This is a genomic window from Fictibacillus iocasae (genome assembly GCF_042665465.1).
Lineage (GTDB): Bacteria > Bacillota > Bacilli > Bacillales > Fictibacillaceae > Fictibacillus > Fictibacillus iocasae.
Genome location: NZ_JBHTCP010000009.1, coordinates 191,194 through 204,358 on the forward strand (window position 1 = coordinate 191,194; position 13,165 = coordinate 204,358).

A 13,165-nucleotide genomic window follows, 5' to 3' on the forward strand; every position below is an offset into this window, starting at 1 on the left:
TCATTTATAATAACAGTATATTTATTGTTTATCAATAAATAATTATTAATTATAAATAAATAATTACCGACAAATACTCACACTAAAATTAAGGTATACTCCATCATCACCGTTTCTTCAAATGAATGTAACGGTACATGTCACCCAGCATTATGTCTTCGTCTTCGAATACTTCTGCTGCATGACGATGAGGATATACTAATTTCTCAAAAGAAAGCCCGATGTCTGTACCCGCGAGGCTGATAAAGGGGCGCATCATTTTTTTCACGAATGACAGCTTCCCTCCTTTTGGAGCGAACTTATCAAAGATGATGATCTGCCCCCCTTTTTCAAGAACTCGAATCATCTCCTGAAACGCACGGTCGGCATCAGGCACGACACTCAAAATGAGGCTAGCCACAATCGTGTCAAAGCTCTCATCCGCAAACGCCAGCTGCTGGGCATCCATCTGTGTGAAGATTATATTTTTCCGTTGATGGTGCTTGGCCGCTTGAGCGAGCATGTCTTGTGAATAATCAATGGCCGTGATTTTCAACTCCTTATTAGATGGCAGAAAAGCAAGATCAGCACCTGTTCCAACACCAACATACAGTACACGCTTGCTGCGTGAAAACAGCTGCCGCTGAAATATAGCCTCCCGCGCTTCACGGAACATCCCTTTATTAAAAACTCGATCATAAAACGGCGCCCATGCTTTATAAATGACACGGTTCCACGTGTTGTTCATGCTTCATCACTCCTTAAGAAAACTTCGCTGACGTCTTGCCTTTCGCGTCAGCCTTAGTTGACCTTATACGTTTTTTAACTGCGTCGACTTCATTCACTGTTAGAAGTGCTAAAAAACACCCATTCATCGAATAAATGAATGGGTCTTGGTGTGTGTTTATTCACGATTGTCTTTCACTCTCATTAATCGCAAGCTGTTCAATGTCACGAGCAGGGTCGCACCCATGTCGGCGAAGATAGCAATCCAAAGTGTGAGCCATCCGGGCACGACGAGCAATAGTGCGAGCAGCTTTATACCGATGGAAAACGTGATGTTCTGTTTAATGACTGCCAGTGTCCGGCGGCTGAGCTGAATCGTAAACGGGAGCTTCTTCAGATCATCCGCCATGAGCGCGATATCAGCTGTTTCCAGTGCCGTGTCTGTACCGGCGCCGCCCATGGCAATGCCGACAGTGGATGCGGCGAGTGCCGGTGCATCGTTCACACCGTCACCGACCATTGCTGTTTTTCCATATTGCGAGCGCAGTTCTTTTATGCAGGTCAGCTTCTCCTCTGGCATGAGTCCTGCTTTCACATCGCTCACACCAACCGCTGCCCCGATCGCTCTGGCCGTACCTTGATTATCGCCCGTCAGCATGACCGTCTTTTTAATGCCAAGACGGTGCAGTTTTTCTATAACGCTGCCGCTCGTTTCTCTTACTTCATCTGCCACCGCAATCAGCATAAGCACAGACTGGTCTGTCCCTACCGCGATGACCGTTTTTCCGTTGTTCTGATGTGTCCTCACTAAATCTGCTAGGGCAGGAGTTAAACAAATGTTTAAATGGTCCGTGAACAGCTCGGGACTTCCCGCATAAAGCGTCTGTCCTGAAATGCTTCCTTTTACACCGCGCCCAGTAAGGGATGTAAAGTCGCTCACCTGGATTGATTGGAAAGGCAGGTGATCAGCTTTTTTCAAAATCGCTGATGCGAGCGGATGCTGTGATAGGTTTTCGAGTGCTGCCACATTCGCCAGCATTTCCTGTTCACTAACACCCTCTGCGCACCATATGTCAGTGACAGCAGGCTTGCCTTTGGTCAGCGTCCCTGTTTTGTCAAACGCGATCGCTTTTAGCGAACCGGCTTCTTCTAAAAAGATGCCGCCCTTTATTAACACGCCGTTGCGTGCAGCGTTTCCAATCGCCGTAACGATCGAGACTGGTGTTGATACGACAAGTGCGCACGGACAGCCGACTACGAGCACTGCCAAGCCTTGATACACCCATTCGCTCCAGTCACCGCCAAGCATAAGAGGCGGAACAACCGCAACAAGGAGAGCGATGACCATGATGGCCGGAGTGTAGTACTTGGCGAACGTATCAATAAAGGCTTGAGAAGGTGCCCGTTCCGCTTGAGCTTCTTCGACGAGATGAATGATTTTAGCGATGGTCGTATCGTTCACCCGTTTTGTGACGCGTACCTCAAGCGATCCTTCCGTGTTGAGCGTTCCAGCAAACACCTCATCACCTGTCGTTTTGTCTGCTGGCACCGATTCACCTGTGATCGCTGCCTCGTTCACGCTCGACCGGCCGCTGATGACTTCTCCGTCCATCGCGATTTTTTGTCCCGGCTTGATGATCATGATGTCACCAATGGTAATATCCCTTACGTTCAGCACCATTTCATGGCCATTGCGCTTAATAGAGGCTTCTTTCGGTGCAATGTCCATGAGCGAGGAAATAGAGCGGCGCGCCTTTTCCATGGAATATCGCTCTAATGCCTCAGAGATGGCGAACAAAATGACAACGGTCGCCCCTTCTCCCCACTCCCCGATAATCGCCGCTCCGATAATGGCGATTGTCATGAGTGTTTTCATATCAAATGTGAAGGAAAGGAGATTTTTCAAGCCTGTTAGGAACAGGCTATAGCCCCCGGCCACAATAGAGAGAGCATAAGCACTAACAGAGAGGAGATGGCCTTCGCCGTACTGTTCTCCGAGCAGCCAGCCTGCTGCGAGCAAAAAAGCGGATAGGATCACATTCGCGTGTACCTTCCAAAACGGCGTTTGTGTGACATCTATTGGTTCGTATTCTTTCCTTACTTGAATGCCATCGAACGCGCCTGCCTTTTCCAAATCAGCGATGGTCGTCTCCCCTGTAACCGAAAGTTTTGAGGCGCCAAAGTTTACTTTCGCATCGATCACACCGTCAATATGCTGTACGTTCTTTTCAAATTTGGCGGCACAGGATGCACATGTCAATCCTTGCAGGCGGTATGTGTTGGTTGCTGTTTTTGCAGCTGCTTGTTCAGCCATTCTCAGCCGCCTCCTCTCTAATGGTGCTGTGCGTGGTGAATCGTCTGTTCAAGTACATTCATCACGTGTTCATCGTCCATCGAATAATATAAAGTTGTGCCTTCTCTTCTATATTTTACAAGGCGTACGTTTTTTAAAAATCGTAGCTGATGCGATACAGTGGATTGCAGCAGACTTAGGTTCTCTGCGATCTCGTTCACCGAATGCTCCTTTTGTGCAAGAAGGTGAAGGATGCGGATGCGCGTTGGATCGCCGAGCGCTTTGAACGTCTGCGACACGATAAAAAGGGTTTCCTCATCAAGCTGATGCAGCTCGTTTCTCTTCTGCTTATCTTCCGCCATTGACAGCACCTCCCTGCTTCTCCATCTCATTATATGAGTATATGTTCATATATGTGTATAGCATAAATAAAAAAACGCAAAAAGTCAAAAAACTCTTTGCGTGGACCTTCTATTCATTTTCAATTTCAAGCAGCTTTTTAAACGCTTGTTTCAAATTGCCGGCGATTGTGATCTCTTCAAAGCCTATGCCCAGGTTCACGACCGCCTGCGCGATATCCGGGCGGATACCGGAGAACGTCGGGTTAACACCGATCAAGCTGAGCGCCTTGTTTACTTGAAACAATTCATTCGCCACCATCGTATCCACGATCGGAACGCCTGACAGATCGATGATCAGCTCGGTGTTTCTCAGTTCGATGCACCGTTTCAGAGAGTTCTCCATTAAGATGCGGGCACGGTACGTATCAAGTTCACCGATTAAAGGCAGGATTGCGATCTTATCCGTAAGTGAGACGACGGGAATGGAAATGTCCAGCATCGCCTGCTGAGCGGTTTCGAGCGTTTGCTTATGATATTCGACGAACGATACGCTGAAAACGTAAGAAGAGTGATCAAGCACACCATCCAAAATGCGGTTAATTTTCAGAAACTGCTTGATTGGGATTTCCTGTGTCTCTATGTAGATCTCAATGTTATCCAAGATGACTTTTCGGTAAAGCTTGTTCGTCTTAATCAGCTCATCAATGGAGATGCCATACTGTACGGCGCCTTCACCTGTCATCCTCGCCCACTCGGCGACCTTGTCCTCGAGCGCTTCAGAAGAACCTGCTTTAATCGCTTCCCCTACTAAGCGAATCAGCTTCGCACGCCACTCTGTGATGGCGTGATCTTCAAGCTTTGATTGATCAAGGAACGTGACGTAGCGCTCCTCCAGCTGTCTCGTGATATCTTTGGAAAATTCAGCAGCATGATCAATGATGTGCTGCCCTAAAAGTTTAAGCTCCATGTCTCTTTCCTCCCTTGCCTTGTCCTCTTATTATTATGTGCTTTCCCTTCGTATGCTTCAAGTAATCTCCTAAATATTATCTGGTTGAAGGAAAGAAAAAGCCAGCCGGGATGGCTGGCTTGATGATTAGTTTAATTTGAATTGATCGGTCAATCCTTGCAGCTCTTCTGCCATCACGCTAAGTGAACTAGAAGAAGACGATACCTCCTGCATAGAGGCGAGCTGCTGCTCGGTAGCCGCTAGCACCGTTTGTGCCGCGGAAGACGAATCGCCTGCTACGATGGAAATTTGATCGATGGAAGATACGATATGCTGTGCTCCTGCACTCATCTGCTGGATCGCAGCAGACACCTGCAATATTTGGCTGTTAACACCTGCAACAGATTCATGAATCTGGCTGAAGGCAGAGCCTGCATGATGCATCAAATCCATTCCTTCTGCAACCTCTCCTGAAACAGACTGCATCTTATCGACAACATTAGCCGTTTCTTCCTGTATCAGCGTAATAAGCTGCGTGATCTGTTTGGAGGCTTGAGCAGATTGTTCGGCGAGGCCTCCTACTTCGTTCGCGACGACCGCGAAACCTTTGCCATGCTCTCCTGCACGGGCTGCTTCGATCGACGCGTTCAATGCCAGCAGGTTTGTCTGTCCGGCGATGCCGCTGATGACCTCGACGATTTTGCCGATTTCCTTTGACCTGCCGCCAAGCCCTTCTACAATTTTGGACAGCTCTTTCACGTTTTCATGAATAGCATTCATTTGCTTTTCTGCTGTTTGAATAGAAGACGAGCCATTCTCTGCTTTTTCAAGAGAATCGTTTACACTTCCGTTAACGTTTTCAGTGCTTGAAGCCACCTGAGTCAAGCTTGAGGACATCTCCGCAATAACCGTAGCCGCCGCGTTCACTCCCGTAACCTGGTGTTCTGCTCCTTCTGCCACTTTTTCGACTGTTTCCGAGATATGCTCTGTGGCGAGAGTCGTTTGTTTCGCGCCTTCTGCAAGCTGGGCGGAATAAATCGTTATTTCCTTTGAAGAATGCTGAACATTTTCCAGCACGTTCGCCCATGATGAAACGGCACTGTTCAGGCTGACGGCAAGAGGCTTAAGCTCACCGGCTTTTTCCTCATCCACTCGGTCCGTCATGTCTCCTTCTTCCAGTTTGGCAAGAAAATCATTGAATGCTTCGATCGGTTTAATGAATTTTTTGTGATTCATATAAGCCGATACATACCCTACAACGATTCCGACTCCAATAATAGATGCAATCGTCGTCACAAACTCTGCACCTTTCAGATCCAGCCCATAGGACAAACTAAACCCTAGGATCGCTGTGCACGGAACTACAATAAGCATCGTGCGCACGATATAATAAAATAAACTCATTCCCCATTCTCCCTTGCCTGATGTAATCTTTCCCTTTCTCTTTTTATCGGCAAACTTTTACAAAAGTTCAATAAAAAGCAAGACAAAGGGTCCGGTACGTTTTCCACCGTCGTGCATGAACACGGAGGTTTCAGGAAAACGTACCGGACCCCTTTATTTGCAGCCGCAGCGGGCACTGTTCTTTACGATCGGCATGCTGCATAGCAGTAAATAATTTGAATTCGCCCTCAGCCATTCCTCTCGTTTTTCCTTCACTATCATTTCCATTTCAAATACGTTGAATTCCATCGCACTCTCTCCTTCAGTTTTATTACTTTCATTTTATGAGAGTCTTTGATGCGATTCTTCAGAAGATTGAATGAACTTCCTCTACGTACTTCAAATGAAAACGGTCTCCGGCTAAGGTCTTATAGGTCGAAGAAAAGACACCGGCCATTTGGTGTATAACTTTGGCACTTAACAACATAATAAGGCAAGAGGTGGAGTGAATGGAACAATTTTCAAAAGACAGCTTCAGCCGGCATTGCGCTTCTCATGATTTTGTTTTCTCTGAACTTGAAGGAACACCGCATCTCGTATTGTGCTACTACAGCACGATGCAGGACAATCACGAATTGCAGCACGTCCTGCTGCCCCGACTAAAAGGAGCGGACACTGATTTCACACCTGAAAAGGCTGCCGCTATCCTGCCGGTAGAAGGCGTAGAAATATGCAGCCCGAATGATAATCTGCATGAAAAGCTCTGTAACGGCAACATTCTTCTCCTTTTTAAGAACTCGCCAAATAAAGCCGTGCTCATTCCTGGCTTTCCGCCAGAAGGCAGGCCCATCGCTGCTCCTGAAATTGAGTTCAGCGTCGTCGGGCCAAAGGAAGCGTTCGTTGAGAGCATAGAACAAAACGTGAACCTGATCCGCAAGCGTCTTCCGCTTCCTGAATTCAGGGTAGAATACTTAACGGCAGGCACAATTACGAAAACAAAGACGGCTGTGCTTTATATAGAAGGCATCGCAAACCAAGAGAACGTTAACACGGTCACGCAGCGAATCCGCGATATCCAATTCGATCATGTGATTGATACTTCCTACATCACGCAAATGATTGCAGATAATACAAACTCCCTGTTTCCTCAGGTGATTGAAACCGAACGACCGGACCGGGTGACGAGCGGGCTCGCAGAGGGTAAGGTCATTGTCCTTGTCGATGGCTCACCTCAGGCCATCATCAGTCCGACGACATTGGTTGAGTTTTTCTCTTCCTTTGAAGATTACTTTTACAACTGGCAGATTGCCTCGGCGTTTCGGCTGATCCGATTGTTTGCGGTTGTTTTTTCCATTTTGGCGACACCGATGTACGTGGCCATTTTGACGTTTCATTACGAGCTCGTTCCAAACGATCTTCTTAACTCGCTCCGGGCCTCACGAAGCGAGGTGCCCTTCTCGCCTTTTTTAGAGGCGATGATTCTTGAGCTTACGATTGAGCTTTTGCGTGAAGCCGGTGCACGTCTGCCGGTGAAAGTCGGACAGACGATCGGTATCGTCGGGGGTATCGTCATCGGGACGGCCTCGGTCGAAGCAGGATTAACGAGCAACATTTTGTTGATTATCGTGGCACTGTCCGCACTCGCTTCGTTCACCACACCTGTATACCAGATCTCAAACACGATTCGGCTGATCCGATTTCCGTTTATTTTTCTTGCATCCATCTGGGGGCTATTAGGCATCACGCTGACTTTCGCCGTCATGCTCGGACACCTGCTGCAGCTGAAATCGCTCGGTAGACCTTTTTTGGAGCCAATTAACCCACTTCGGCTACAAGATTTAAAAGATGCGATTATCAGACTGCCATTTTCTAAACAGAAAACACGGCCACGCCTCTTACAATCCAGTAACACCGTAAGAATACAAGACCCTCATCCCAACAAGGGAAAACAAAAGCTGGATATCGAAGAGTAAAGGATTGATCATTATGGGACCTATTTCTATCCCTGTCTATCGGCAGGTTTCACCGTTCTTCGCTTTCTTTATCATAGCGTCTATGCAAGTCGGAGTGGGCATTTTAGGGTTTGAACGGTATATCGCGCAAGATGCCGGCCACGATGCATGGGTCGCTGTCATCTTGTCCGGCCTTTCTGTCAACGTCCTCATCTTTTTGATGTACCGGATCCTTCAGCACGAGAAAGGCGATATCTTTGCCATACATCAAGCGATTGCCGGAAAACTTGTCACTCAAGTAATCATGCTGTATTTCTTCTTTTATTTTTATTTCTATACGCTTGTTGTCCTCAGAACGTATCTTGAAGTTATACAGATTTGGATGTTTCCTGAGCTGAAGCCGTGGATGTTCGGTCTCGCAGTTCTTTTCATTGCTATCTATTATGTAAAAGGCGGTTTTCGAGTGTTGGCAGGTCTCGCTTTCTTTAGCTTTCTATTCGGCTTCCCGCTGCTTTTTTTAAAGTATTTCACTCTTAAAAACTCCACCTTCACGAACCTGCTTCCTTTTTTGAACCATTCGATGAAGGATTATCTGCTAGCGACAAAAACGATGACGCTCAACAATCTAGGTTTTGAAGCACTTTTATTCTTTTATCCTTTTTTCAAAGACCCGCAGAAATCGGAGAAATGGGCACAGTACGGCTCTATCTTTACAACTTCTGTTTATCTTATTTCTACACTCACCACCTTTGTCTATTTCAGTCAAGGGCAGCTTGCAGGAACGATCTGGCCGACTCTCACTTTATGGAAAATCGTGAATTTTTCGTTCATTGAACGGTTTGAATATATCGGGGTGTCACTATGGATTTTCATTATCCTGCCCAACATCTGTTTCGGCTTGTGGGTGTGCAGCTGGCTTGGAAAACGGCTCTATGAGGTGTCACAGAAAAAAGTGCTATTTTCCACGTCTGCCCTTCTGCTTGCTGGCATCATTTTTTTCGAAGACCGTGAATACATTGACAGGCTGAACTCGGACTATTCCACTATCGGCTTCTACACCATCATGATTTATATTCCCTTGTTGTACGCGCTGACATGGCTTAAATATCGCGGAAAGGAAAAAAGCCAATGAAGCGTCTGACTGTTTGCCTCACACTGCTCCTTTTGACTGGCTGCATCGAAAAGAAAACGCTTGAAGAAGTAGAGCTCATTCAATCGTTCGGTTTCGACCAAAAAGGCGAAGACATCCAGATTACAGCGACAGCACCCTTCATCCAGCAAAACAGCCAGCCCGGTGCATTCACGGAAACGTTTACCACACTCGCCAAATCACCGCAGGAAGCTCGTGAACAGCTGCAGAACGAGGCCCCAAGACCTTTCGAGAACGGAAAGCTTCAAGTGGTAGTGATGAATAAAGAACTCGGTGAAAAAGGACTTGGCACGATACTTGAATCGCTACAAGAAGACTCAAAAGTCGGGCGCAGTGTTTTCCTGGCAATGACAAGAGGCGATGCCAAGGATATCTTATATTCTCAATATGCTGTATCACCGATCGTATCGAGCTATTTAAAGGATTTGATCGAGAAGAGTGGCAAGACAAATTATCCGAAGGTGAATTTTCATGATTACCTATACAGCTATTACGGTGCCGGTATGGACCCTGTTCTGCCTATCATCAAGAAGGTCGGCGACCGGATTAGAATGGACGGTCTCGCCTGCTTTCGCGGAGATACCTATGTAACATCACTGCCTCCTAAGGATGTGTTCATCTTTAAGACATTGTATGAAAAAGTGAAAAGAGGCTATTATCAGTTCTCGTTCAAAAACAACACTATCTCAGTCGAAGAGATGGACATCTCTTCCGATTACCGCGTCACCCTTTCTTCATCTTATGACATTCATATTCACGTCAGCATAAATGGATATGTCAGAGAGGCGAGCGGCATCAAAATCAATCGCGAAAACGTAAACAAAATTGAAAAAGGTTTAAAAACCGAAATGGAAAAAAAAGCGAACAACATTATTGCCAAGCTACAAAAGCACAAGTCCGATCCCCTCCGCATCGGAGATACCGTCCGCTCCAAGGATAGAAAGTGGAAAGAGGCTGTATGGGATAAGCAGTATCCAAATGCACAAATAACGGCGCATTATCATGTGAAACTCAACTCCACTGGCGTGATTGAGTATTGAAACCGTTATCTATTGAAAAAGCGCAGACAGGCCATAATGGCTAGTCCGCGCTTTATTTAATGAGAGCTATGATTAACTTTCTTCTTAAGCTCTTCCAATTCTTCTAAAAGTGCTTGTATCATCTCATCGCTTTTCTTCAGCTCATAATTGAGCATAGCGATCGTTTCTTCCTCCCACGCGAACGGATCACCGTTCTCTGGAGTAATCGGCACATCTTCGTAGATTTGGCCATCTTCCCTGTCATCCGGCTGAAAGTAAACGGCGACCTCACAGCCTTTATGTCCTAGTGCAATCCTCTGGCGAAGGCTGACTTTGGCATATCCAAAATTACGGGCTGCAATGCCGCCAAACACAGTGGATGTCATCAGGCAAAGATGCGGTGAATCCATGACCATCTCACCAAATGGACACCTGTTCGCTTTCACAACAATATGATCAGGATGAACGCTGGCGATATAAAAATCGCCGCCAATGTTGTTCTTTAAATCAATAATGACGCTCGCATACTCGTCAACGCTCCATGTTTTACTGCCCTTTTCATAATAGGATTCAATCCATTCACCCGTACGCAGCCCAATCTGTTTTATATATTCATCGGCAGCGGGCCCGATCGTTTTTTTATGAAGTAGAGCATACTGTGTCACGAGCTTTGCGAGAAACGTATGCCCGTTCAGCCGATCTCCTGTATTTATCATCTGATTTGCCCCTTTTTTGCAGTAACATCTCTGGAGCTGCCACAGCTCCATCTTGTAACATATACCCCGAAGCGGAAAATGGGAAACAACTATTTTGGAAGAGATTTACTGAAACAGAGACCACTCATTTGGCTATGACGTGACTCTGCACATCTGCACGGATGACTCCATGGCTATCCTTTTAGCGGCAGTGAATTCGCTTCCGTCCAAGTTTAATTCATGATGAAACACTCACAACGGACTTTAAGCGTCTAGTTAATGAAACATGCCAAGCACAGAGAAAGAGCATTTCTTGAAGAAATGCTCTCGTTACAGACTTAGATCGACTAATACTCCATAATGGTCACTTGGAAGAACTTCTTGTGACGAAGTTATTTTATTGGCAAATAATTCTATGTTTGTAAGACTTGGTTCTTGCTTGGGATAACATGATTTTAATAATATCCAATCATACCGTACCGGAACCCTTATACTATTCAAACCATCTCTATTATGTAACCATCTATTTTTTACAAAGTCTAACGTTGGTTCATGAAGCGATTGACCTAAATCAATCCAACTTGTGTCGAATGATTTGATTGAACGTTCTCCTACTAAAAAATTGTAAACACTTGAAAAATGAGGTGCACTGTTAAAATCACCACAAAGCAGTTCGAAGTCAGTATGATTACTTTCCGATATCCATTTAATCACTTCCACTATTTCCTTCTCTCTTTCATAAGCACTTCTCCAGGTTAAATGGACATTTGTAATACCTACTGTTAGCCCTTTTATATTAGCGGTGATCCTTATTGCACAGTTATTTATAGTGTCATTCGGTACACGTACCGCTTCTACAGGAAATTTTGACAAAATAGCCAGTCCTTCCTCATCTCCTGGATAGTGCTTAAACGAGTAATGATCCATCTCCACTTGTTTTAAAATAAATTCAAGTTCCTGAAGATTTGGTACTTCTTGGAGAGCAATAATATCTGAATCGATCCTACTAATCTCCTCGATAATGAGTTGTTTTCTTATCGTCCATGTTTTGCTATGATTCCATACATTAAAAGTGGCTACTTTCATTAAACTCACTCCAACTTTTTGCAAATAAGATAGATTTAGAACGTCAAACTGATTGTGAACAAATAAAAATATGAGCTCACCATTCGGCCGGCTCATATTTTTTAACAGGTTATAGCACTAGTTTTGTATAGAAATTAATCCCTTCTTTTATTTAAGAAAAGAAGTGATTGATTTCTAATGTATTCTGCAATTTCCTAACAAATCATACCATCATACAGCCGCACTGCTCTTTTCTTTTACGTCATGAACGAAGAGTACTCCGAGCTCATGGGGATCGGTCTCGAACACTGACCGCTGTGCGAACCGGATCTCGCCTTGTTCATCGAGCACTTCGAGCTTGCAGAACGCGGCGTTTTTTTGCACCGCTTGATAAAAGTTGGACTCTGGCGTCATCATGACACCGTTCACTTTTATGATCACTTCTCCCGTTTTCAGTCCCATGGATTCCGCTGGAGTGCCGGGAATGACGCCTAGAACGATGAGCCCTTGGTTGCGTCGGACGAACAGCGAAGGCTTCGTGTCATCCTTGCGTGAAGCCAAGATCGTGATTAATTCCCTCACTGTCAGAGCTGTCGCGATGGCAGCAAATCCGAGAACAGGAAGGTCTGCCGCAAAGGCACCTACTGCTGCGGCCGTGACGAGCACACCGAGCAACAGCACGTTCTTCCCTAGCTCTTTAATGGCGGCGGCAGGAACCGTATGGGTAACAAGCTGGCGGTAGCCGATCGCAAACGGAAACCATATCAATGCAAAACCAGCTGACCCGATGCCAAGGAGGGGCCACCAGCTTAGTTCAGGAACGTTGCCGGCTGGAATTAAAAGAAACTGTGGCAAAATCCATAATCTAGTCGCTTCATGTGCACCTATGTACTGACCCCTTTTTCCTTTAAACAGGCGCGGAGATGTTCGCTTATCTCCCTTCCAAAGGATCAGAATGCCTTCTTGAATTAGAAGTACTCCTAGAACAACAGCGAGCGTAACTGCTGAAGTATCGGTGATATCCTGCATCCAGCCGTTAAGCCAGTCATAATCGGTGTCAACAGCCGGCATAAACACCGTTGCTGCAGCAGCGATGGCCACAGTGTACGCCGGTGACATAAAGCGCGTTTTTGTCGTCATGCTGATAAGGACATACAAGGTGCCGATCAGCACCAGCATGCCAAACGGAACCGCAACACCGGCGGCGAGGAAAGCGATTGATCCAGAGAGACCGACGATCAAGCCAGGAATCAGAGATTGTATCAGGTTATCCGCGACGGGATGCACCTTTACCTTGAATTCCTTTCGCTCCCGCTTTACCCGTTTATATCCAATAAAAAAGGCCGCTAAAAGAAAGAAATAAAAGAAGGGATTGGCGAACAATTTCCCAAAGCCTTTCAGCAGCTCCATACTTACCATCTGTGTCATAATTTCTCCTCCAGCATGTAGCTTGACTCATATATCATTAAATTTGGCTGACAGCCTGCCCATACAATAGCCCTTGTCACACGGTAATTGAGATAGGGGGAGGCGCCTAGCCTCCACATCCTCTCGTACCACCGTACGTACGGTTCCGTATACGGCGGTTCCTGTTAAGTCTTACGCAGAGCATCATA

12 protein-coding genes are annotated in these 13,165 nt (G+C 46.0%); 3 read left to right on the plus strand and 9 right to left on the minus strand.

Annotated features, from left to right (window positions below):
- Positions 1 to 106: 106 nt before the first annotated feature.
- From ACFQPF_RS05145 to ACFQPF_RS05170, 6 genes are all read right to left on the minus strand, one after another.
- Positions 107 to 727: a class I SAM-dependent methyltransferase gene (locus ACFQPF_RS05145; RefSeq protein WP_379747230.1), complete on the minus strand. Its 621-nt coding sequence runs from the start codon at positions 725 to 727 to the stop codon at positions 107 to 109.
- Positions 728 to 883: 156 nt separating this feature from the next.
- Positions 884 to 3,019, minus strand: a complete 2,136-nt coding sequence (locus ACFQPF_RS05150; RefSeq protein ID WP_379747232.1) for a heavy metal translocating P-type ATPase — start codon at positions 3,017 to 3,019, stop codon at positions 884 to 886.
- 17 nt (positions 3,020 to 3,036) lie between these two features.
- Positions 3,037 to 3,360: an ArsR/SmtB family transcription factor gene (locus ACFQPF_RS05155; RefSeq protein WP_379747234.1), complete on the minus strand. Its 324-nt coding sequence runs from the start codon at positions 3,358 to 3,360 to the stop codon at positions 3,037 to 3,039.
- Between the two features lie 109 nt (positions 3,361 to 3,469).
- Positions 3,470 to 4,306, minus strand: coding sequence for an STAS domain-containing protein (locus tag ACFQPF_RS05160; protein ID WP_379747235.1), 837 nt, complete (start codon positions 4,304 to 4,306; stop codon positions 3,470 to 3,472).
- A gap of 126 nt (positions 4,307 to 4,432) precedes the next feature.
- On the minus strand, positions 4,433 to 5,689 hold the full coding sequence (locus ACFQPF_RS05165) for a methyl-accepting chemotaxis protein (RefSeq protein WP_379747237.1): 1,257 nt from the start codon (positions 5,687 to 5,689) through the stop codon (positions 4,433 to 4,435).
- A gap of 153 nt (positions 5,690 to 5,842) precedes the next feature.
- Positions 5,843 to 5,977 carry a hypothetical protein gene (locus ACFQPF_RS05170; protein ID WP_379747239.1) on the minus strand — a complete coding sequence of 45 codons (135 nt, stop codon included), beginning with the start codon at positions 5,975 to 5,977 and terminating at the stop codon, positions 5,843 to 5,845.
- 200 nt (positions 5,978 to 6,177) lie between these two features.
- Between ACFQPF_RS05170 and ACFQPF_RS05175 the strand changes: the two genes are divergently transcribed.
- Genes ACFQPF_RS05175 through ACFQPF_RS05185 form a run of 3 tightly spaced genes read left to right on the plus strand, consistent with a single transcriptional unit; the run spans position 6,178 to position 9,810 of the window.
- Entirely contained in the window at positions 6,178 to 7,641 is a 1,464-nt protein-coding gene (locus ACFQPF_RS05175) for a spore germination protein (protein WP_379747241.1), read from the plus strand.
- 13 nt (positions 7,642 to 7,654) lie between these two features.
- The gene (locus ACFQPF_RS05180) at positions 7,655 to 8,752 is read left to right on the plus strand and encodes a GerAB/ArcD/ProY family transporter (protein WP_379747243.1); all 1,098 of its coding nucleotides are present in this window, start codon (positions 7,655 to 7,657) and stop codon (positions 8,750 to 8,752) included.
- On the plus strand, positions 8,749 to 9,810 hold the full coding sequence (locus tag ACFQPF_RS05185) for a Ger(x)C family spore germination protein (protein ID WP_379747245.1): 1,062 nt from the start codon (positions 8,749 to 8,751) through the stop codon (positions 9,808 to 9,810). The genes ACFQPF_RS05180 and ACFQPF_RS05185 overlap by 4 nt, the downstream gene beginning before the upstream one ends.
- A gap of 56 nt (positions 9,811 to 9,866) precedes the next feature.
- Here the strand turns inward: ACFQPF_RS05185 and ACFQPF_RS05190 are convergent, their stop codons facing one another.
- From ACFQPF_RS05190 to ACFQPF_RS05200, 3 genes are all read right to left on the minus strand, one after another.
- Positions 9,867 to 10,505, minus strand: coding sequence for a methanogen output domain 1-containing protein (locus ACFQPF_RS05190; protein WP_379747247.1), 639 nt, complete (start codon positions 10,503 to 10,505; stop codon positions 9,867 to 9,869).
- Between the two features lie 309 nt (positions 10,506 to 10,814).
- The gene (locus tag ACFQPF_RS05195; protein WP_379747249.1) at positions 10,815 to 11,570 is read right to left on the minus strand and encodes an endonuclease/exonuclease/phosphatase family protein; all 756 of its coding nucleotides are present in this window, start codon (positions 11,568 to 11,570) and stop codon (positions 10,815 to 10,817) included.
- 210 nt (positions 11,571 to 11,780) lie between these two features.
- A complete protein-coding gene (locus ACFQPF_RS05200) occupies positions 11,781 to 12,977 on the minus strand; it encodes a PDZ domain-containing protein (RefSeq protein WP_379747251.1) in 1,197 nt (398 codons plus the stop codon).
- Positions 12,978 to 13,165 lie beyond the last annotated feature (188 nt).

Excerpts from the sequence above, each read along its gene's own strand:
- ACFQPF_RS05145 (WP_379747230.1), bottom strand. The coding sequence starts at position 727 with ATGAACAACACGTGGAACCGTGTCATTTATAAAGCATGGGCGCCGTTT.
- ACFQPF_RS05150 (WP_379747232.1), bottom strand. The coding sequence starts at position 3,019 with ATGGCTGAACAAGCAGCTGCAAAAACAGCAACCAACACATACCGCCTG.
- ACFQPF_RS05155 (WP_379747234.1), bottom strand. The coding sequence starts at position 3,360 with ATGGCGGAAGATAAGCAGAAGAGAAACGAGCTGCATCAGCTTGATGAG.
- ACFQPF_RS05160 (WP_379747235.1), bottom strand. The coding sequence starts at position 4,306 with ATGGAGCTTAAACTTTTAGGGCAGCACATCATTGATCATGCTGCTGAA.
- ACFQPF_RS05165 (WP_379747237.1), bottom strand. The coding sequence starts at position 5,689 with ATGAGTTTATTTTATTATATCGTGCGCACGATGCTTATTGTAGTTCCG.
- ACFQPF_RS05170 (WP_379747239.1), bottom strand. The coding sequence starts at position 5,977 with ATGGAATTCAACGTATTTGAAATGGAAATGATAGTGAAGGAAAAACGA.
- ACFQPF_RS05175 (WP_379747241.1), top strand. The coding sequence starts at position 6,178 with ATGGAACAATTTTCAAAAGACAGCTTCAGCCGGCATTGCGCTTCTCAT.
- ACFQPF_RS05180 (WP_379747243.1), top strand. The coding sequence starts at position 7,655 with ATGGGACCTATTTCTATCCCTGTCTATCGGCAGGTTTCACCGTTCTTC.
- ACFQPF_RS05185 (WP_379747245.1), top strand. The coding sequence starts at position 8,749 with ATGAAGCGTCTGACTGTTTGCCTCACACTGCTCCTTTTGACTGGCTGC.
- ACFQPF_RS05190 (WP_379747247.1), bottom strand. The coding sequence starts at position 10,505 with ATGATAAATACAGGAGATCGGCTGAACGGGCATACGTTTCTCGCAAAG.
- ACFQPF_RS05195 (WP_379747249.1), bottom strand. The coding sequence starts at position 11,570 with ATGAAAGTAGCCACTTTTAATGTATGGAATCATAGCAAAACATGGACG.
- ACFQPF_RS05200 (WP_379747251.1), bottom strand. The coding sequence starts at position 12,977 with ATGACACAGATGGTAAGTATGGAGCTGCTGAAAGGCTTTGGGAAATTG.